Below are 20,260 nucleotides of genomic sequence, written 5' to 3'. Positions count from 1 at the left end.
GGGATCTCAAAACGTATTGTTAACCTTGCCGTTGCCTGGGTGGGGCATATTCCCGGCGGGCTGGGTTATGTGGTGGTTTTTGCGGCACTGATTATGGCCAGTCTTTCCGGCTCCGCGGTGGCCGATACCGCAGCCCTGGCTGCGATGCTGCTGCCCATGATGAAAGCCGGAGGTTATGATCCGGCACGCTCCGCCGGGCTTATCGGTGCCGGGGGCGTTATCGCTCCGGTACTGCCGCCTTCGGTGGGGCTTATTCTGTTCGGGATTATCGGTAACGTTTCTATCACTAAACTGTTTATGGCCGGGATTGTGCCGGGCCTGCTGATGGCGCTGGCCTTGATCCTCACCTGGAATATCCTGATGCGTAAATCAGGCAAAGAGGGCAGCCTGAAGGTCTATCCTAAAATGCCGATGCGCGAGCGGCTGAAAGAGACCGGACGCAGTATCTGGGCCCTGATGCTGCCGGTGATTATTATTGTCGGTTTACGGATGGGAATATTTACCCCCACCGAAGCGGCAGTGGTGGCCTCGGTCTATTCATTGTTTGTCGGCTGCTTTATTTACCGTGAAATCAAACTCAGTAATTTCTTTAAGCTTGTAGCCAATGCCGCCAATATGACAGCGGTGATAATGCTGATGGTGGCGGCGGCCATGCTGTCTGCCTATATGATAACCGTGGCAAATATTCCGGCGGCTTTTGCCCAGATGCTGCTGCCGCTGAGTGACAGCCCGACCCTGATGCTGCTGGTGATGATGGGGATTATTATCCTTATCGGTATGTTTATGGATTTTACCCCGACGATCCTTATCCTGACGCCGGTGTTACTGCCGGTGGTGGTTCAGGCAGGTATTGACCCGGTCTATTTCGGTATTCTGTTTATTATGAATAATGCGATAGGGCTGTTAACGCCACCGGCAGGGAATGTACTCAACGTCGTCCGGGGCATAGCGCAGCTGCCGATGAATCAGGCGATAATGGGGGTCTGGCCGTTTGTCCTGGCGCAGTTTATCGTGCTGTTCCTGCTGGTGCTGTTCCCACAACTGGTGATGGTGCCGCTTGGTTGGTTAACTTCCTGACGCCCGGAGATAAGCTGCGACAATAATAGAGAGGTTATTGCCCCCCACTCACTCAGCATATTGCAGGGGGAGTGGGAGGCTTGTAACAGCAGGTGGCAGCGAGATGTTGTCGACAATCCCTTTATTTATTTTCTTCCCCTCCCTTTATATAGCTTGTCGCTCGACATGATCGGTATCGCTGTTCAAACCCTTGTAAGTATTTTGCTGGAACAAACTCTTGCGCATGTGATGCTGTCTCAGGTTGACTGCTTTTGACCATTTGCTTTCGGACGAACGTTTCTTGATTTTTTTGTTTTTCCTTCTACGTTAAAAGGGGGCCAGGAATGCAAACTCAACGGATTTAGCGTGTTGCTTACCGTTATCAGCGTAATATTCCTCCTGTGTTAAATAATTGGGATTTATTTTACAAATATTTCACTTATTAGCTTGCCAAATATTGATCTGTGTCAATAAAATATAACCGCAAGGAGTTATTGCCTTTTTTTGGCTTTCTCTTTTAGAGCGACATTAAGAGGTTTGTTAGTTTTTTAAAGCGTAGTTAACAATTATTTTACGAGAAGGTTCTGTAGTTGTTGCGCTATTAATTTCTTTCTGTGATTTGTTTTTAGGATATATCTACACATCCTGCGAGTTAATTTCCTGGTTTTATTTTTCCTGCGAGGTTAAATCTCTTATTGGTTTTATTTGAAATGTATTCCTGTTTACTCGAATTTTTATTTGGTAATATTTTTGTCGACCAGGGGAACTGGAGCTAATTAAATTATTAATTTTTAATGACTTTAATTATTGAAAAGGACTTTCGGTGACATGTAGGGCTAAAAATTATTGCAAGGATAATCACAATAATTTTATAGCTTATTACCCTTTAGGATAAAAAAACCAACACAGGAATTTAGTATGAAACTGAATAAAGTTGCTATGGCTGTAGCATTGACAGCTGCTATCGGTTCTATGTCTGCTCTGGCTGACTCAACTAATGGACAGATTGAGCTTTCTGGTGAGCTGGTAAACACCGCTTGTGGTTTATCACCATCATCCAGCCCAGTAACTGTTGATTTTGGTCAGGTTCCTGTCGCTCTGCTGGAAGGTGGCGGCCAGGCAACTGAAACTAAAAACATCGAACTGCAATACTGTGACACCACTGTTGCGCAGACCGCTGTTGTAACTTACACCCCAACTTCTGTTAACACCCAGGATGCTTCTCTGGCTGCATTTACCTCTGGTACTGCGACTGGTGCTGGTATCGGTCTGAAAGACAGCGCTAGCAACAACGTAGTTTGGGGTGCAGCAACGACTCCAGTTACTCTGGTTGACGGCACTTCTAGCATTCCATTTGTAGCATTCCTGAAAGCCGAAGCAGCAGCAGCTGGTACAACTCCTGCTGTAACTGCTGGTGCATTCCAGTCAACGATCAATTTCAAAATCGATTATCAGTAATAGATTTTGAGTTATCGTGCACGGGGAGGGAGTTTCTCCCCGTGTAATAGTTAAGTATGTACCAGATTAAATGGAATTCTGAGTATGGTTAAGGACAGAGATAAACAGAATCTACTGGCATTATTCATATCCGTATTGTTTTTTTCCGGACATGCTTCAAGTAGTAATATTACTCCCGGACAACTTGCCCTTTCAGGGGAACTGGTTGCTGCTGCATGCGATATTGATCCCGCATCAAGAGAATTATGGATAGAATTCGGTCAAGTATCCGCCCGTGATATTAATATGGTTCAGGAAGACAAACTGATACGCCCTTTTGTGGTGAATTTAATCGGCTGTCAGTCTTTCGGAAGCCAAAATCAGTCAACTGCCGTTGCTTATGCCACAATTACTTTTAACGGTAATGTCTACGCCGAGGACCCGACAGTATTAATGCCTTCAGGTGAGGGTAAAGGGTTTGGAGTAAGAATTAGTGATCATAATGGAGAGGCGTTAACTTTTGGTAAGCCTTCTTCTGGATATCTATTTAGTGATGAGAACAACGCACTAAAATTTACAGCTATGCTGGTTCCTGTTCAGAAATATATTCAAGCCGGGGATTTTTACGCCGTGACAAGCTTTTTCATGGATTATAACTGAAACAAGCAGAATGCCTGTTTTACTTGTCGCGCCAGTAGTTAAGTGAATAATTTGGGATGAATGTTCATGTCAGCAGAAAAGAAAAATAAAATAAATATAATTCTCGCGCCGATCATTATATTCTGCTGCACCTCTGTAGCTCAAGCCTCAACGGAAATAGAATTTAATACTGATGTTCTGGATGCAGTAGATCGCGATAATGTCGATTTAACCCGTTTTGCAACTGATAACTTTGTTCCTGCGGGTGAATATCTGCTGGATATTAAAATTAACGGTCAACAAATAGGGCAAAAAAAGGTTCTTTATGTAGCATCTGAAGATCAGAAACATACACAGGCCTGTATTAATAGCGAAATTCTTTCAATGCTTGCTTTAAAAGACGAAGCCAGATTGAAAGTCGAGCAGCCCTATGAGAACTGCTATAACGTATTGAGTATTCCTGGCGCGACAATAACCAACAATGCCGGCGTATTAGATATTACCATTCCTCAGGCATGGATGAAGTATAACGATCCAAACTGGACGCCCCCTGAACGTTGGGATCATGGGATCGGTGGTGTATTACTCGACTATAGCCTGACCGGGCAATATAGCCGACAGCTTGATTCGCACAAAGACTATACCACGCTGAGTGGCTATGGGCAGGCCGGAGCCAACCTTGGCGAATGGCGTTTACGTGGCGAATATCAGACCAGCTATTATAGTTCTACAAGCCAATTTGACTTTTCGATGGATCAGATTTTCGCCTATCGTCCGCTGCCTATGATGGCGGCGAAATTGACCGCGGGTGAAATTTATCTGGATTCCCAAGTATTCGATACTGTGCGATATACCGGGCTTAATTTGGTCAGTGACGAACGTCAGTTGCCGCCAAACTTACAGGGTTACGCGCCAGAAATTCACGGGATTGCGAAGAGTAACGCGACGGTCAGAGTCAAGCAAAACGGACGTATCATCTATGAAATGACCGTACCTGCGGGCCCGTTTAATATCGAAAACCTAAGTAGTTCGGTGCGTGGTACGCTGGACGTTGAGGTAGAGGAGCAGGGCGGTGCTGTCACAACCTTCCAGGTCAATACTGCCAATATTCCTTATCTGACGCGTCCGGGTTACGTGCGCTACAACTTGGCAATGGGCGCGCCATCCCGAATCAATCATAGAATTCAGGGACCAGGATTTATTTCTGGGGACTTCTCCTGGGGTATCACTAACGCATGGTCGCTGTATGGTGGTTTACAGAGCGCGGGTGCTGAATATACCGCAGCAGCTATCGGTATTGGTCGCGATCTCAACTTATTTGGTGCGCTCTCGCTTGACGTGACAGAGTCCTACAGTCGTCCTTCAAAGGATAACCGCATTAAAGGGACGTCATTTAAGCTGAGTTACGCGAAAACGTTTGACGAATATAACAGTGCTATTACCTTCGCCGGATACCGCTTCTCCCAAGAAGACTTCCGTTCTTTCTCGCAATTTCTGAATGAACGGTATGAGGGATATCAAAATCTGGGTCGTGAGAAAGAAGTTTATACCATTACCGGGAATAAAACGTTCTGGGCTGATGACCCGAATAAAGCAACAACGCTATTCCTTACCTATACCCACCAGAATTACTGGAATCGTGGGACTCAGAACCGCTACGGTGCTTCTTTGGGGCGTTCATTTAATATCGGAGATATTCGCGGGGTTACGACTAATATTTCCGCTTATCGTACCTACTATGAGGGACGCAGAGACGACTCCATTGCGTTATCGCTCTCAGTACCGATTGGCGATAATAAATGGGCGGGGCTGGATATGCAGGCGAATAACGGCAGAAGCAGCCCGATGCTCTCTTACTCGGATAGCAGTGACTACAACAACTTGTGGCGGATGCGTGCGGGTCTTAGCGAAAGTGGTTACGGCAATATCGATGGCTATTATCAGCATCGTGCCCAGTATGCAGAGATCAACAGTAATGCCAGCTATCAACAGAATCGCTATTTTTCCGTGGGCAGTACTCTGCGTGGTGGCGTAACTGCGACCCGACACGGAGCCGCTATTCATAACAGTAGCGCAACGCTCAATACTGCGCGAGTGATGGTCAATACTAATGGTGTCGAAGGTGTTCCGCTTAACAGAGGTAAATCAACCACCAATAGTTTTGGTATTGCCGTTATTCCGGACATTGTGAGCTACAACAGCTTTGACACCCGAGTTGATGTTGATTCTATGCCAGAAACGATTGAGCCAGCAAAAGCTATCAGTACTTCGACCCTGACTGAGGGTGCTATCGGTTACCAGGTTTTCGGTATGGCACAAGGTCAGAAAATGATGGGGATCCTTCGTCTGGCTGACGGGACGTATCCACCATTTGGGGCTGAGGTTAACAATAAAGATGGTGTGAATGTGGCAATGGTCATGGAAGGCGGGCAGGCATGGCTGGCAGGTATTAACCCACTTGAGACGCTTGATGTCATCTGGGGAGGAAAAACACAGTGCCAGATAACCATTCCTCAGACGATTGACAGTAATTCAGCAGCAGTGCTTTTGCCGTGTAAATAACAGTGATTGTGAGAAAGGGTCAATGATGAACATAACAAATAATAAACACTACTGGATGGGCATTCTGATGCTGACCGCCGTGAGTAGTGTCGCTCAGGCTGGTGTTTCGCTGGATCGCACCCGACTAATTATTACCGGTAAAGATATCTCGTCGAGTGCGAATTTAACGAATACCAGTCCGGATATTCCTTTCCTGGCGCAATCATGGGTTGAAGACAGTAAAGGCACTAAAATTGCCTCTCCGTTGGTGGTCTTACCCCCTCTGCAACGCATTAACGGCGGGCAGAAAGGGGTCGCACGCGTCACAAAAACGGATGGTATTAACCAATTGCCTCAGGATCGTGAAACTCTGTTTTATTTAAACGTACGTGAAATTCCGCCTAAACCGGATAAAGCGAACGTATTGCAGTTAGCGATGCAGTCGCGGATTAAACTGTTCTATCGCCCGACACCTATCATTCCTAAAACTAAAAGTGAGGTTTGGCAGGATCAGGTTGTGTTTAATAAAACCGGCAATAAAGTCAGTGCTCAAAACCCAACACCTTATTACATCACTGTGATTGGATTAACAGATTCAGGCGGCAAAAAAATAACGGATTTCCCGGGCATTATGATTGCGCCGAAGTCTAATCTCGAATTTAAGATAACCAACGCTAATGTAAAAGATTTTTCGATGATGTATGTCAATGACTATGGCGGTCATCCGGAACTGAAATACCATTGTGAAGGTAATATCTGTAAAGCTTTACCGCCAGCGCAGCAAGGGTAACGAGAGGGAAAACTGACGATGAAAACACGTATGTCGCTATTAGCACTGATCGTTATCGGAATGAGCATGCCAGTGCTGTCTGACAGCAACGTTCCGCTACAGCCGCAGCATTATAACCGGGATTATCAGGGAGAAGATAGCGGTAACGTGATGTTCACTGGTTCGGTTTATGCTTCACCCTGTGTGCTTGCTCCGGAAAGTCGCCTGCAAACCGTGGACTTAGGGGAGATCAGCGCACGTGGTTTCCATCGGTCAGGTGACCGCAGCAAACCCGCAGTGATTCGTATCGAACTCAGAGATTGTTTGAAAGGCGCGTCGCAGTCACGCAGCAGTCTTGCCGCAAGAACGACAGGAAACAACAAAAATCTTTATACCACGGGTGAGCAGGCAGTACAGATGACATTGCTCGGTGAGTCGGACGAACATAATAGTCAGTTATTGCGTATGACGGGTGGCAGCTCAGGCGCCGCGATACGTCTGTTGGATGCTAAGCAACGCCCTCTGGATATTAACCAGACTCATGCCCCCTTTGTGGTTAAATCCGGCGACAGCAGTCAGACTTTTTTGGCAGTACTGGAGTCTACCGGTCGAAACGTTAGCGCAGGTAATTTTAGTGGAACACTGCGTCTGAAAATGGAGTATCAGTAATGTCGTCAATGATTACAGGACGTAAATTTCGCGCCGCGCTTTTACTCTGCAGTATTTTATTGCCGTTGCAAGTGAGTGCCGTAGTTGATGGGGAAATTAACACCATTGGTGGCCCTAAAATCTATGATATTGATCTGATGACTCAGAACGTTACCAATAATACGGCTGGGGCGACGATTCCTTATGATTATAATTTGGGCGCTCAATACTCAGGTATAGCAACTTGTCTGACGAGTATGACCAGACAGTCGATTTATTATACCGCAACGGCTTCATTGCTCCAGGCAGGGCAGACGGCGGGTTATTTAAAGCTCAACGATTATATGGATGTAAGAGTTGAAATTTTTATTGTCGGTAACCAGTATTTACCTGTTCCATTTACCAACATCTCTAACGGCACTAACGGGAACCCATGTCAACCACCTACGACTCAATTCAATAACTTTGATTCGGGTAGCAGAGGCAAAGTGACGTTTATGATCACCAAGCCAATTATCAACGGTGTGAACCTACGCGGTAGTGAAGTTGCTCAGCTTTATGGGCGTATTGGTAATACTACCACTGCAATGGGGCCGAACCCCATGGCCATTATTCGTATTAACTCTGGCGTTATTACCGTTCCGGACAGATGCGTTGTTAACGCCGGGACCCCGATTAACGTTGATTTTGGCACTATTCCCAGCTCTGGTGCAGCGCTTGATGGCAACCGTCATTCTCAGAATGTGCCTATTAAGGTGCAGTGTGAAGGGGGCAGTTTTGCGACAGGTAACCTGAATATTCGCTTAGGGGTTCAGGCGCCTGATACAGCCAGTTTTAATCACGATTATCTGGCCACTCAAGGTGCCGTTGACCGCTCGAATCTCGGGATTGTGCTTAAGGACACTGGCGGAAATTTGGTTGCGGCAAACAGGTTTTATAACGTATCGGGTTTTGCAAACAACCAGGGAACATGGAATTTGATTGCTGCTCCGATTGCCCAGACAGGAACAGACGTTCTTGAAGGCGATTTTTCGGCATCAGCCACCATAGTTGCAGAATTCCAGTAAGGGGACAGCATGCGTCAATTTATCGCGCCGATGGTATTCATTGCTTCATTGTCAGTCGCTACCGGAGTCCATGCTATCGGTGAGTTGCTGGGGGGGGAAATAAATTTTAAAGGTACGGTAGTTGCTCTGGGCTGCAATATTGTGCCTTCGTCAGAAAATGTTGTTGTCGATTTTGGTGAGATTTCAACGCGCGACCTTTATGCAAACGGTAAATCGGGACTCGAGGAATTTAAAATTGAGTTGCAGGGCTGTAGCTCGGCAGTGTTTAAGACGATTACCGTCACGTTCAGTGGAACCCAAAATGCGAATATGTCCGATCGGCTGGCGGTAAGTTCTCTGTCGGCTAATGCTGCCAGCGGGATTGGCATTGGCTTAGAAGAGAGTAACGGCACGGCAATTACGCTGGGCACACCCACCAGCGCGACGACTATTTCCGACGCTAATATGCAGTTGAATTTTAAAGCTTTTGTGGAAGGGGAGCCGGATGCATTGCGTGACCAAACCTTGCAAACCGGTGCTTTTCGCGCAACGGCAAATTACATCCTAAACTATCAGTAAAGAATATCTAGGATGATTAAATATGAGTAGCCATTTTTTTCTGTATGCTAAAAATATCTTTTTCTCAGAAGGTATACGTTCTGCTGTTACTGACCTTTTGACGAGTGAAGGTGATGTTATATTCTCAAAATTTGATCATTTTTCACAGTTGATCGAGATACTACGTTTGCCCGCGCAGCAAGATGAACGGCGTTGGATCCTCTGTGATATTGCTAGTTTACCTGATGACCGCATTAATGCATTGCACGAAATGAAAGAATATTACTGTGATGGAAATCAGCAGTTAGTTATTTTGTTAGATGAAAATAATATTTCGCTGTTTTTTGCACTGCATTCTATTTTTCCGGAAGCAAGCTGGTTATTAAAAAATGAATCACTGAGTAATTTTCTTGAATTTATTAAAAGTGCCGATAATATCTCTGCTGAGAAAATATTTTTTAGTCGGACTTTAATTAATTACACTCAGCAAAAATGGCTGGAGAGGGATTTTAAAAATAGTATCTCTGGCGATGACTGGTGGTTAATGGAAGAAATATTTAAAGGGAAGTCATTATCACAAATTTCCGCAGAGCAACAAATCGATGTTCGTCGATTAAGCCGCTGCAAGCGGGAACTGATGAAAAAATTAAACGTTAAAAACAATGTTGAACTGTTTAATGCGTTCAAAAGTATTGTCGCCATGCCTTACGCATAATTCAGCCGAAAGTATGGTGGTAAAAGAGTTACTGGCGAGGGACTTAGCCATTTAGCAAGGAACTTAGCAAGTAAGTAAGCGAAGTAATAATATATCTCTATATATAAACAAGGAACTAATAAATGAAAAAGTTAAATATGATTGAAGCTGCTGCTGTTATCGGTGGAACTAAAGAAGTTTGTGTTAGCTCTTATGAGTCTGTTGTTATTGGTGGTGTTGCTTCTTGTAAAGAAGTGATCACTTGTACTGATAAGCACGGTAACGCAACCACCGCTCTGAAAGATGCTGCTCCTGCAGCTTGCATCTCTGCTAACAGCGCTGCTCTGTAATTATACCCGTCATACTTCAAGCTGCTTGGGTGTTGCCTGCGTCCAGCCCGCCGAATCACATAGTTTATCTATGCTCATCGACGGGCTGAACTGGGCGCCTACAAGCAACTCGAATTATTTTGGGTATATTAAGTATATGGGGGGGGTAACTCCTCCATATATCCGGAAGTTGAGTTCAAGAGTTAACTAGCAATATGAAAATAAAACCCATTACTGCCGTTGGCTACACATTTATTGTGGCGTTAATTTCGTCACTATTGACGGTATTGTGTTATCAAATTTTTGTCTTTAATACTTTCTCACTCGGGGGGGGCAGTAGCTCGCTTGAGGCTCTGCGGAAAGTTGATAGCACAGTAGTTTCCAGTAGCCCAATTAAAAATGAGAACAGTATTATTGAAGTTATGTCGTATGGCTGTCACTACTGTGCCGTGAACGAAGAAGAAGTTGAAAAATTTGCAGCCACTTTACCTGCAGATATTAACTTTGACGTTATTCATATTACAGGAAATGGAACGGGGCTCGCGGCATATTCTCCGATTTTTGCAACCCTGGAAGTTATGGGTGTTGAACATAAAATGCGTGACTCCGCATTTAACGCAGTGATTACCCGTGGTCTTAATCTAACCGACGATAATGTACTTAATCAGTGGCTGAAAAAAAATGATATTGATGTTGAAAAATATCAGCAAGTACGTCAAAGCAAAGCCGTTGCTGATCGGTTGGAATATATGAAAAACATCACCGATAGCTATGAAATTAACGCAACACCATTATTTATTGTAAATAAGAAGTTTGTTGTGGCGAAGGACCGTCAATTTCCTGAGTTTGGTGACTATCTGCTTGGGTTATTCACAGAAGAAGGTAAGGAGTAAGCGTGACCCGCTTTCTAATTGTCTGGAGCGTATTTAGCGCAAGAAAATGGTTCGCGCAGCTAGGGCAGCTAGGCAAGCGGGAACCGGTTCTCACTGAGTATGGTCATGAGTTCGGCCAAAAAATAGTACGCGGAATCATGCGCTATGTCTCCATGCCGTTACTGTTGAAAGTGGTTAATCTGCTTTGCCGACTATCGCTACTTGGCAGGCGCTATCGTGGTCGCTCCGCGGTAGCAACGCAAAATTTTCGTTGCTTGACAGGGGCTGAAGGGCGAGTCGATGCCGCTTCGATAGCCTTGCGACGTCAGCTGCTTGAGATGGGAGCAACCTGGGGACAGCACCCGGGCACGATGTCACAGATGCAGGAATGTATCCGAGAGCTGGATGCGGTCGTCGCTCCACTGGTGGCACAAAAGATACCCGTTGTCCTGGCACCGCTGCACTGTATCTCCGATATTCTGGCTGCGATGGTCGGCGCAGGCGTCACACCTGGGAAAGCCAGCGTGATGGTCTCTTCCAGTGCGGAAAGCTATAACGCTGCCAGTCGGAAAATGGGTAACGTTGCGCTCTCTTACTGTTCTATTCATCAGGATAATACCGCGCTTGCCAGCGAGATGATGGCGTTAGTCAACAACGCCGTTGAAGGGCGAGAAAATATGATTATTTTTCCGGATATTCCTGCTGACTATACGGTACAGACCCATGAAGCACAGTCAGGAAAAATAAACTGTCGAATATTCGATCGCCCAGCGAAGTTACATAGCGGTGTGCAGCGCTTTTCTCGCATTGTCGGGGCTCGGGTAGTTTTTTATCACCTCTATTACCAGGGAGGGATAAAAATAAAAACCTATTCGCCAATGCTGCCAAAAGAAGTACCGAAAAATCTACCGCTGATTATCGAAAATACCCTGCGTGATTATCCGCAGGATTGGCTGTTGTGGCATAGCCATTCGCTCTATTTTATTAATCACTGACGTAACATAATGAAAAAGATTATACCTGATATGGTTTTTCAGGAAGAGACCAATGAATGTGGTCTCTCCTGTATTTCGATGCTAGCGCAAACACAGAATATTCAGTGTCCTCTCCCTCATTTACGGGAAATTTTTCCTGCGTCCGATCATGGGACTTCGTTGGCTGATTTATCCGTTATTCTGCAACAAATCGGTATTGCCACTGCCCCGGTATTGTTCGATCACAATGAACTCCATGCGTTACCTTTCCCGTCTATTTTGCACTACGGAGCCAGCCACTATGTTCTGTTAGCATGGCGGAAAGGGGATTATGTCTGCGTGATGAATCCGGCAATTGGTCAGCAGTGGCTGCCGTTTTCAGCATTAAAAAAAGAGATCAGTGGCTATGCGTTGATCCTTGAAGGAACGCCTGCCAGTGTACAAAACGCTGACCCCGTTATCCTTGGAACAGAGGAAGAAAAGCCGCGGGCGATGAGTCTGAAAGAGACGGCGGCAGTACCGAATATTTATAAACTGATGCTGTTAACGTTTCTGGTATCACTGACGCTATTTTTAATGCCGACCATGGTCAGTAGTGCCATTAACGATGCTTTTTCGGATGAACAGAATACGCCGTTCCCTTATCTGTGGTTCATTGTTGCCTTTGTGGTATCGACATTATTAGCCTTGGGTGTCAGGGTTATCAGCGAACGTTTTATCCGCCGTTTTGTACTGCTTCATGGCAACATCGGTTTTTCCCGCCTGTTGAATAATCCGCTACGATTTTTTGAAAAACGTGCACCAGGGGATGTTTTTAGCCGCTTTATCGCCTGGCAGGGAGGCATGCTACAAAAAATAGAGCTGGATAACGGACTTCGTTCAGACTGGATTATTTGTGTTATCGCATTAGGCATCATGTTCTGGATCTCTCCATTACTGGCGCTTATTTCTGCCGTGGGTATTGTCTTTATGGGGCTGATTAGCGTCTGGGCAATATTCCGCGACCGCTGGTATACGCAACAGCTACAGCTTAAAAGCGCGTCGTTGAATGACTTCTTTATGGAAACCCTGCAAGGCGTGTTAACCATTAAAACGGCTGGACTGGAAACGCAGCGAAAATCCCAGTTTGCACGTTTATCACACGATCTTTTTACCTGCCTCCAGCGCCAGAAAGTGTATCAACAGGTAAAAGATGGGCTGTATCAGTTGACCGGAAGTCTTGAGATGGTGGTCTTTATGCTGGTGGTATTGCCATTAGTACAGGCTAAACTGATCTCCCTGGGCGACTTCTTTGCCTACAGCTTTTTACGCCAGATTTTCACCTCTTATGTTACGCGGATATTTTATGCCGTGATCCGTAAATCACAGCTACACGTGATAGATACTCGTGCACAAAGCTTGTTTATGAAACATGAACAGACCGACCCGGTATTTTCACCTGTCAGTGGTATGCCAGTCCCACAGATGGCGTTTAAACAGGTCAGTTTTCATTATAGTGCGCAAAAACCGGTACTCAATGCTATTGACCTGACACTGGAACCTGGCGATCAAATAGCGATTATGGGTGATTCTGGTGCCGGAAAAAGTACGCTATTGAGGCTAATGGCTGGACTCTTTTCCGTACAAGATGGGCAAATTTTGCTGAATAACGATGAGGCAAGCGCCCAGCAACTGGCATCGCAGGTGTGGTTGCAGAGCCAGGAAGATATTCTGTTTAACGCTTCTGTCTTGCAAAATATCACCCTGTTTGATCCTTGGTACAGCGAGAGCGATCGTGGGCGAGTGGAAGCTCTACTCAGCAAAATGGCGCTGGAATCAGTGGTTCAGGCATTGCCTGGGGGAATGGATGCGCTGATTCGTGAGAGTAATTCTGCACTTTCCTTGGGCCAGCGTCAGCGCTTGATGCTAACAAGAGCGCTTTACAGTAGCCGACCTGTTTTACTGTTTGACGAACCTACCGCTAATCTTGATGACGAAACAGCGGAAACTGTCATCGACTCACTGTGCCAGCACTGCCGGGAGCAGGGCAAGACGCTTATTGTTGTGACTCATAGCCAACCGGTTTTACAGTATTTTTCAAAGGCCTATCGACTTGATAAAGGCAGGCTGAGCAAAATTGAGCAGGGAGTGGGAGTTTTATGATGCGAGGATATTCACGGCATCGTAAAACGCTACTTGTTGCGCTGATGGTCACGATAGTGGTCATCATCAGCATTGTTTGCTATCAGCAATGGCGTCCGACGAAGGCTGAATTGTTCTATACCGTTGAACTCGATCATGGGGATATAGAAAAGGTCGTGCTGGCGAGTGGTACTCTCAAACCTGCTTTGCAAGTAAGTGTCGGTGCTCAGGTGAGCGGACAGTTGCGTAAACTGTACGTTCAGCAAGGTGAGCGGGTGAAAAAAGGGCAGCTATTAGCCGAAATTGATCCGACGCTACAGCTATCAGACTTACGCAACACGACTGCGCAACTGGCCAGTGCAAAAGCACAAAAATTAGCTTCTGAAGCCATGCTGGTACAGTACAGCAAATCTTTGGCTCGCGAAAAAGTCCTGAACCGTGAGGGTTCCGGAGTGAAAAGCGATCTCGAGCAGGCCCAGGCCCAGTACGACACGCAAGTTCAACAGGTTGCGGTAAACGAGGCGCAGATTGTGCAGGCGGAAATGAGCGTACAAACCGCCACCGCCAACCTTGGTTATACGCGAATTATCGCGCCTATGGATGGTGAAGTGTTGGGGATTATCACGCGTGAAGGACAAACTATCGTCTCTTCACAAACTGCACCCACCATTCTGGTACTGGCCGATCTCGATAAAATGCAGGTACAAACACGCATTTCTGAAGCAGACATCCAGAAAATTCATACTGGGCAGCCACTGTGGTTTTACGTTATTGCCGATCCGCAGACACGTTATGAAGGGGTTCTGGGCTATGTCCAGCCCGCACCGCTGGAAGCACTGGAAGAGCAAAACAGTAGCGCCGCTGCCAGCAGTCAGCAAAGTAACGCCATTTACTACAACGGTACCTTTGAAGTTGATAACCAGCAACGCTTGCTGAAAACCTCAATGACTGCACAGGTGTTTATTCGCATCGCGCAGGTAAAAGAGGCGCTGCGCATACCCGTGGCTGCGTTAGGCCATTCGCTGGGGGACGATCGCTACGCAGTTGTGGTTCACCAGGAAAAGGGGAATGAGGAACGTATCGTCCGTATCGGCCTTAATGACCGCCAGTACGCGCAGGTTCTTGAAGGATTACAGCCAGGTGACCGGGTTGTTATCTCGCAGGACACGGGGTCTACCTGATGACTAAGCCGATTATCGAATTGAAGAACGTTACCCGTAACTTTAGCGCCGGGACGCAGACTATTTCAGTACTGAAATCTGTTTCCCTGACCATTATGCCCGGTGAGATGGTGGCCATTATGGGAGCCTCCGGTTCAGGTAAATCGACGTTAATGAATATTATCGGCTGTCTGGATAAGCCCAGCAGCGGCGAAGTTTACATCAACGGCATTGCCACCCATCAGGCGGATAGTGCATCACTGGCAGAACTGCGTAGCCGTTGGCTGGGGTTTATTTTTCAGCGCTACCACCTGATGCCTTATTTGACGGCAGAAGAGAACATCGCCATCCCGGCGCTCTATACCGCGATGCCTGCGGATGAGCGTCAGGCGCGAATTGCATTACTGGCGGAAAAACTGGGGATTGATACGCGGCTGGAGCATAAACCTGCTCAGCTTTCCGGCGGGCAACAGCAGCGAGTCAGTGTTTGCCGCGCGCTGATGAACGGCGCACAGATTATTCTTGCTGACGAACCTACCGGAGCACTGGATAGTGCGAGCGGTCGGGCGCTAATGGATGTTCTGCACCAGCTCAATGCTGATGGTCATACCGTTATCATCGTGACCCACGATCGTGACGTGGCGCAGCAGGCGCAGCGAATCATTGAGATCAGTGATGGTCAGATTGTTACCGACAACACTCAGGATGCGCGTGAGAGTGGTGAGATCCAGCTACTGCCGGTGGTAGGGGTTAATGGTCGAGCCTCCCTGTCACGCAGTTTGCTGGAGTCCGTGCGGATGGCATGGCGTTCATTGCTTGGTCATCGAATGCGTGCCTTTTTGTCCATGCTGGGCATTATCATCGGCATATCATCGGTGGTCTCCTCAATGGCCGTGGGAGAAGGGGCCCGGCAGACTATTATGAATGAGATTGGCAAGCTGGGTAACACCACGCTTGAAATCCGTCCCGGTCTCGGCTGGGGTAGCAAGCGCCCGGATATGGAACGCGCGCTATCGCTGGATGATATTTCCAGTCTCAGCAAAGAATCGTGGGTATTAGGCGTCTCTCCTGTTGTCACCAGTATGACCACCGCAATACGTCAGAGTTTTGCTTCTTCGATCATTCTCTCTGGGGTGTCCGATGACTATTTCTCATTGCAGGGGATCCGTTTTATTACTGGCAACGGTTTTACCCGACAGGATATCGATAGTCGGGAGCCGGTGTTAATACTGGATGAAACCAGCAAAGAGGTGCTGTTTCCCGGTGAAGAAGACCCGTTGGGACAAATTGTACAAATCAAAGGCGCGCCCTGGCGAGTGATAGGTGTTGCCAGTAAACCAGGGCCGAAGGTCGTCAGTGGATTTATGTCGGCATGGATCCCCTATACCTCGCTTTTACAGCGCATCACGGGCGATAAACCGCTGGAGGCATTGACGCTGCGTTTTCAGGAAACCCTGGCACCACAAGAAGCGGGGCTGCGTACGGAAAGACTGTTGATCCGCGCACACGGTAAAAAAGACTTTTTTGTTCAGACCGATGAGCAACTCGCTAAAGCTCTGCAAAAAACCTCTAACTCTATGTCGCTGCTGGTCACTGCGATTGCGGCAATCTCGTTGTTGGTAGGAGGGGTTGGCGTCATGAACATCATGTTGGTTTCTGTTACTGAGCGAACCCATGAAATTGGTATTCGTCTTTCGGTAGGGGCGCGACCTTCCGACATCATGCATCAGTTTTTAATCGAGGCTGTACTGATCTGTACGCTTGGCGGGGTGATTGGCGTTTTAGGTGCATGGGCGGCAGGTAACGTGTTTGCCTTGCTGACCACGGAATTTTCTATGGTATTCACTTGGTTACCAGTGATTATGGCTTGTAGTTTTTCTGCTCTGATTGGCTTGACGTTCGGTTATTTTCCGGCGCGTCGGGCGGCGCGATTAAATCCAACAGAGGCACTGGCCCGAGAATGAGACAGCTAACTTTACTTCTATTAACGTTAATGCTGACAGGCTGTGGGGCTCTGACGCGTAGCGATTATCAACGCCCTCTGCTGTCGGTACCTGAAGACTGGCAGCGGACAGAGCCACAGGATGCCATTTCCGTGCAGAAAGACATGGGATTCTGGTGGGATCGTTTCGATGACGCACGACTATCAAGAGTGATTGGTCAGGTGCTGGAAAGTAATAACAATTTAGCCGCAGCGGCCTTAACGCTGAAGCAAGCGCGCATTACGGCTGGATTAACGCAAACCAATATCAGTCCTGATGTCAGTCTTAATGGCTCTGGCTCGAATTCCAAGTCGTTAAACGGTGACGCTGCGCAGGAGAACTATAGCGCGTCCTTATCACTAAGCTATGAGCTGGATCTCTGGGGTAAGCTGGCGCGAATTCGCGAACAAAGCGAGTGGGAGGCCATTTCCAGTGAGCAAGACTATCGCGCCACGGTGCTGTCAACAATAGATGCCACCGCGCAGCTTTACTGGAATATCGCTTTGCTGAATCAACAGTTAGCTTATCAGAAAGCCAGTCTGGATATTGCCAGGCAGACCCTGGCCCAGATTGAGTCCAGGGAACGGGCAGGTAAAGTGAGTTTTCTGGATGTACTGCAAGCTCGGCAAACGGTCATCAACAGTGAGAATTCGCTACTTAGCATGAAACAGCAGCGGGCAACTTCCCGTAATGCGCTGGCGGTGCTACTGAACCGTCCTCCTGTGCAACATGCCGATGAGGCCACTGAACTGGATGTTAGCCAGCATGTTGCCATCGAAAGCATTACGCCGCTGGCAGTGCTTGCTAACCGACCCGATCTCCAGGCGGCGGAGTCTCGCCTGCGAGCAGCGCTGGCGGGATCAGATGCTGCACGACTGAGCTTCTATCCCACGCTTTCACTACAGGGAACACTCAGTGCTGGTAGCCAGATATTCCAGCAGTGGTTTAACAATCCGATGCGGGTTGTTGGTGGTAGCGTCGGTGCACCTTTTATCCAGTGGAATAGGGTGCAGCTCACTGTAGAACAGGCTGGCTTAAAGGTGCAGCAGGAAGCGGTGAATTTCCGCCAAACGGCTTATACCGCGTTGTCAGAAGTGGACAATGCGATGGTGAAACGACTGGACGCCGACGAGCAGCGTGTGCGTCTGCAGCAATCGCTGCTTTTGAGTCAGCAGCGTCTGACACTGACTGAAAGCCGCTACCGGGCAGGCAAGGTGGATTACCAGACCCTGCTGAATGCCCAGGATGCGCTGCTTGATGTGCAAAACAGTCTGGCACAGAACCAATACGATTATCTTTATGCCACTTTGCAGCTTTGGCTTGCACAGGGAGGCGCTAATTTGCAACAGAGGACATCCCAGAATGAGTCACATTAAATCTCCTTATCGCGTAGTAATAACCGGCTATGGCGCGGTGACTCCCCTTGGTAATAACGCTGCCGAAAGCTGGCAAGCTATCATGGATTATCGTCAAGGTTACCGCTATATCGACCTGTCCGCGCACGGCATTCATACCCATTTTGTTGGGCGAATTGACAATGAACCTAGCCTCAAAGGGGTTCCTGCCGTTATTCGTCGTCGTCTGCCACGTCATGCGCGTCTGGCACTGACCGCTGCACGGGAAGCGGTGGCGATGGCCTTTGACGGTGACGGGCCTACGTCATTCTATGATCCGCTGATGTGCGGCACAGTCATCGGAACTGGCTGGGCAGGAATGGATGAAAACTGTCTGGCGGTACCGGAGTTTAACAGCACAGGCGTTTCTTCCCCTTTTAACTGCTTTTTTGCTATGCCCAATGTGACCACTGCTGCTTGTAGTCAGCTTTGGAATTTACGGGGTTATCAGAATACTCCGGTAGCGGCCTGTGCCACGGGCACTATTGCAATAGGCGAAGCCTATGATGCGATTCGTTACGGGCGTGCGAGCATGATGCTGGCAGGTGCCGGAGAGTCGTTAAACACGCTTTTCTCTGTGTGGAATATCGATGTACTCGGGGCTCTGAGCCGTGAATCTCAATCACCAGAGCGAGCCAGCTGCCCGTTCAATTCACACCGTAGCGGGTTTGTACTTTCAGAAGGTGGTGCGGTGCTGTGTCTGGAAGAGCGTGAAAGTGCGCTTGCCCGGGGAGCGATAATTCTTGCCGAAATCACGGGTTATGCCAATTTCACTGATGCTGCGGATTTTACGTCGCCTGCTGAAGACTGTGTTGCTCGCGAGCAGACGATTAAGTGGGCCCTGAACAGTGCGGAGCTTCAACCTTCCGATCTCGACTATATCAACGCTCACGGTACATCCACGCCACTTAACGATATTAATGAAACCCAATCGCTGAAAAAGGCACTGGGTGACGAAGCCTATCGCATACCTGTATCCAGTACTAAGGCTTATTCCGGGCATTTGATAGCTGCAGCCGGTAGCTTTGAAACGATAGTCTGCCTACAGGCGATGGAAACCGGAATTATGCCAGCAACAGCCCACTTAACCGATCCCGATCCGTTGTGTGACCTTGACTATATCGCAGAAGGACATCGCCAAGGCGATGTTCGTCGGGTAATGAATCTGAGCTTTGGCTTTGGTGGTTCAAATGCTGCCTTGATACTGGAGAAACACGCGTGACACGGTTGCATTACACCCTTGCTGATGCAAAGCGTTGGGGAGCATTTTCTGGCGATGATAACCCGATTCATTTCGATCTTGCTGCCGCGCGCGCTATGGGGGGAGAGAGTCTGAGTGTTCATGGTATGCGGGCTTTACTGGACGTGAAACAGGATGCTCAAAGACGACTGCCATCTTCGTTATCCAATACAGAAGGTTATCTGAAATGCCTGGTTCGTCTGCGTCAGCCGCTCTGGTGTGATACTGACTGGTTATTAGCATCAGGCGTAGCGAAGAATCGCGTTTTATCCGCAGCCACGGTCAGCGATCCTCAGAACGATGAAGTCTGTTTGTCATGCCAGATGAGCCTGGTCGCTGAACCTGAATCGCTGGTCGATAAGCAACCCAGTGCACTCTCACCTGAGACAGTGCTCGCCTTGCAATCTCAATTTAATGATAGCTGGCCTGATTTAGCGCAGTGGCAGTTTCTCGACGCGCTGCTTTTCCGTCAGTTAATTAGTGACAAGGCACTGCTGCGCCAGGAAAGCATTGCGGCTTTGTTGGGTCCGGAAGATATCTCATTACAGGACATTTTTGCCCGTTATCCGGTACTGCAAACGCATCAGGAAGTGGTGTTCGATGCGCGCCTTGCACAGAAAAGACCGTTGATCGACCCTGAGTCACTCTCTCTCTGGTTGCTACCTTCACTGGTGGTGGGTCAAGTAGAAACAGGGGCTGTAGTACGTATTGCCGCCGCTGCACAGCAAGAGAACATGATAATGACGAATGTCGTCACATTAAAAATAGGCCAAGTTACTAATTGATAATTAAGGATAAAT

18 protein-coding genes are annotated in these 20,260 nt (G+C 47.7%); all 18 read left to right on the top strand.

Going from position 1 to position 20,260, the window contains the following annotated elements:
• The coding region (locus tag Q1A40_RS21585) for a TRAP transporter large permease (RefSeq protein WP_300005226.1) at positions 1–1,077 on the top strand (1,077 nt) is incomplete at its 5' end.
• Between the two features lie 897 nt (positions 1,078–1,974).
• Positions 1,975–2,514, top strand: a complete 540-nt coding sequence (locus Q1A40_RS21580; RefSeq protein ID WP_300005223.1) for a fimbrial protein — start codon at positions 1,975–1,977, stop codon at positions 2,512–2,514.
• Between the two features lie 84 nt (positions 2,515–2,598).
• Entirely contained in the window at positions 2,599–3,153 is a 555-nt protein-coding gene (locus tag Q1A40_RS21575; protein WP_300005220.1) for a fimbrial protein, read from the top strand.
• Positions 3,154–3,219: 66 nt separating this feature from the next.
• On the top strand, positions 3,220–5,694 hold the full coding sequence (locus Q1A40_RS21570) for a fimbria/pilus outer membrane usher protein (protein WP_300005217.1): 2,475 nt from the start codon (positions 3,220–3,222) through the stop codon (positions 5,692–5,694).
• A 25-nt stretch (positions 5,695–5,719) separates the two neighbouring features.
• Positions 5,720–6,463 carry a molecular chaperone gene (locus tag Q1A40_RS21565; RefSeq protein ID WP_300005235.1) on the top strand — a complete coding sequence of 248 codons (744 nt, stop codon included), beginning with the start codon at positions 5,720–5,722 and terminating at the stop codon, positions 6,461–6,463.
• Between the two features lie 18 nt (positions 6,464–6,481).
• Positions 6,482–7,111, top strand: coding sequence for a fimbrial protein (locus Q1A40_RS21560; RefSeq protein WP_300005214.1), 630 nt, complete (start codon positions 6,482–6,484; stop codon positions 7,109–7,111).
• On the top strand, positions 7,111–8,157 hold the full coding sequence (locus tag Q1A40_RS21555; RefSeq protein ID WP_300005211.1) for a fimbrial protein: 1,047 nt from the start codon (positions 7,111–7,113) through the stop codon (positions 8,155–8,157). Before Q1A40_RS21560 ends, Q1A40_RS21555 begins: the two co-directional genes overlap by 1 nt.
• A 9-nt stretch (positions 8,158–8,166) precedes the next feature.
• Positions 8,167–8,715 carry a fimbrial protein gene (locus Q1A40_RS21550; RefSeq protein ID WP_300005208.1) on the top strand — a complete coding sequence of 183 codons (549 nt, stop codon included), beginning with the start codon at positions 8,167–8,169 and terminating at the stop codon, positions 8,713–8,715.
• A 22-nt stretch (positions 8,716–8,737) separates the two neighbouring features.
• Positions 8,738–9,409 carry a DNA-binding response regulator gene (locus Q1A40_RS21545; RefSeq protein ID WP_300005205.1) on the top strand — a complete coding sequence of 224 codons (672 nt, stop codon included), beginning with the start codon at positions 8,738–8,740 and terminating at the stop codon, positions 9,407–9,409.
• A 122-nt stretch (positions 9,410–9,531) separates the two neighbouring features.
• Entirely contained in the window at positions 9,532–9,738 is a 207-nt protein-coding gene (locus tag Q1A40_RS21540; RefSeq protein WP_300005203.1) for a DUF4762 family protein, read from the top strand.
• A 194-nt stretch (positions 9,739–9,932) separates the two neighbouring features.
• Complete coding sequence (locus Q1A40_RS21535; protein WP_300005200.1) at positions 9,933–10,610, top strand: DsbA family protein; 678 nt, start codon at positions 9,933–9,935, stop codon at positions 10,608–10,610.
• Between the two features lie 2 nt (positions 10,611–10,612).
• A complete protein-coding gene (locus Q1A40_RS21530; RefSeq protein ID WP_300005197.1) occupies positions 10,613–11,584 on the top strand; it encodes an ABC transporter in 972 nt (323 codons plus the stop codon).
• 9 nt (positions 11,585–11,593) lie between these two features.
• Positions 11,594–13,705: a peptidase domain-containing ABC transporter gene (locus Q1A40_RS21525; RefSeq protein ID WP_300005194.1), complete on the top strand. Its 2,112-nt coding sequence runs from the start codon at positions 11,594–11,596 to the stop codon at positions 13,703–13,705.
• Positions 13,702–14,865: an efflux RND transporter periplasmic adaptor subunit gene (locus Q1A40_RS21520; protein WP_300005191.1), complete on the top strand. Its 1,164-nt coding sequence runs from the start codon at positions 13,702–13,704 to the stop codon at positions 14,863–14,865. Before Q1A40_RS21525 ends, Q1A40_RS21520 begins: the two co-directional genes overlap by 4 nt.
• The gene (locus tag Q1A40_RS21515; protein ID WP_300005188.1) at positions 14,865–16,808 is read left to right on the top strand and encodes an ABC transporter permease; all 1,944 of its coding nucleotides are present in this window, start codon (positions 14,865–14,867) and stop codon (positions 16,806–16,808) included. The genes Q1A40_RS21520 and Q1A40_RS21515 overlap by 1 nt, the downstream gene beginning before the upstream one ends.
• On the top strand, positions 16,805–18,202 hold the full coding sequence (locus Q1A40_RS21510; RefSeq protein ID WP_300005185.1) for an efflux transporter outer membrane subunit: 1,398 nt from the start codon (positions 16,805–16,807) through the stop codon (positions 18,200–18,202). The genes Q1A40_RS21515 and Q1A40_RS21510 overlap by 4 nt, the downstream gene beginning before the upstream one ends.
• On the top strand, positions 18,189–19,442 hold the full coding sequence (locus Q1A40_RS21505) for a beta-ketoacyl synthase (RefSeq protein WP_300005182.1): 1,254 nt from the start codon (positions 18,189–18,191) through the stop codon (positions 19,440–19,442). Before Q1A40_RS21510 ends, Q1A40_RS21505 begins: the two co-directional genes overlap by 14 nt.
• The gene (locus tag Q1A40_RS21500) at positions 19,439–20,245 is read left to right on the top strand and encodes a MaoC family dehydratase (protein WP_300005179.1); all 807 of its coding nucleotides are present in this window, start codon (positions 19,439–19,441) and stop codon (positions 20,243–20,245) included. Before Q1A40_RS21505 ends, Q1A40_RS21500 begins: the two co-directional genes overlap by 4 nt.
• Positions 20,246–20,260 lie beyond the last annotated feature (15 nt).

This window comes from uncultured Cedecea sp. (assembly GCF_947498825.1).
GTDB lineage: Bacteria > Pseudomonadota > Gammaproteobacteria > Enterobacterales > Enterobacteriaceae > JGM124.
The sequence above is the reverse complement of the archived record's forward strand: the minus strand, read 5'-3'. Positions and strand labels throughout refer to the sequence as shown.

Bases quoted from the DNA above. Each gene is read 5' to 3' on its own strand.
- Q1A40_RS21535 (WP_300005200.1), top strand. From the start codon at position 9,933: ATGAAAATAAAACCCATTACTGCCGTTGGCTACACATTTATTGTGGCG.
- Q1A40_RS21520 (WP_300005191.1), top strand. From the start codon at position 13,702: ATGATGCGAGGATATTCACGGCATCGTAAAACGCTACTTGTTGCGCTG.
- Q1A40_RS21550 (WP_300005208.1), top strand. From the start codon at position 8,167: ATGCGTCAATTTATCGCGCCGATGGTATTCATTGCTTCATTGTCAGTC.
- Q1A40_RS21565 (WP_300005235.1), top strand. From the start codon at position 5,720: ATGAACATAACAAATAATAAACACTACTGGATGGGCATTCTGATGCTG.
- Q1A40_RS21545 (WP_300005205.1), top strand. From the start codon at position 8,738: ATGAGTAGCCATTTTTTTCTGTATGCTAAAAATATCTTTTTCTCAGAA.
- Q1A40_RS21580 (WP_300005223.1), top strand. From the start codon at position 1,975: ATGAAACTGAATAAAGTTGCTATGGCTGTAGCATTGACAGCTGCTATC.
- Q1A40_RS21515 (WP_300005188.1), top strand. From the start codon at position 14,865: ATGACTAAGCCGATTATCGAATTGAAGAACGTTACCCGTAACTTTAGC.
- Q1A40_RS21575 (WP_300005220.1), top strand. From the start codon at position 2,599: ATGGTTAAGGACAGAGATAAACAGAATCTACTGGCATTATTCATATCC.
- Q1A40_RS21525 (WP_300005194.1), top strand. From the start codon at position 11,594: ATGAAAAAGATTATACCTGATATGGTTTTTCAGGAAGAGACCAATGAA.
- Q1A40_RS21555 (WP_300005211.1), top strand. From the start codon at position 7,111: ATGTCGTCAATGATTACAGGACGTAAATTTCGCGCCGCGCTTTTACTC.
- Q1A40_RS21540 (WP_300005203.1), top strand. From the start codon at position 9,532: ATGAAAAAGTTAAATATGATTGAAGCTGCTGCTGTTATCGGTGGAACT.
- Q1A40_RS21570 (WP_300005217.1), top strand. From the start codon at position 3,220: ATGTCAGCAGAAAAGAAAAATAAAATAAATATAATTCTCGCGCCGATC.
- Q1A40_RS21560 (WP_300005214.1), top strand. From the start codon at position 6,482: ATGAAAACACGTATGTCGCTATTAGCACTGATCGTTATCGGAATGAGC.
- Q1A40_RS21505 (WP_300005182.1), top strand. From the start codon at position 18,189: ATGAGTCACATTAAATCTCCTTATCGCGTAGTAATAACCGGCTATGGC.
- Q1A40_RS21510 (WP_300005185.1), top strand. From the start codon at position 16,805: ATGAGACAGCTAACTTTACTTCTATTAACGTTAATGCTGACAGGCTGT.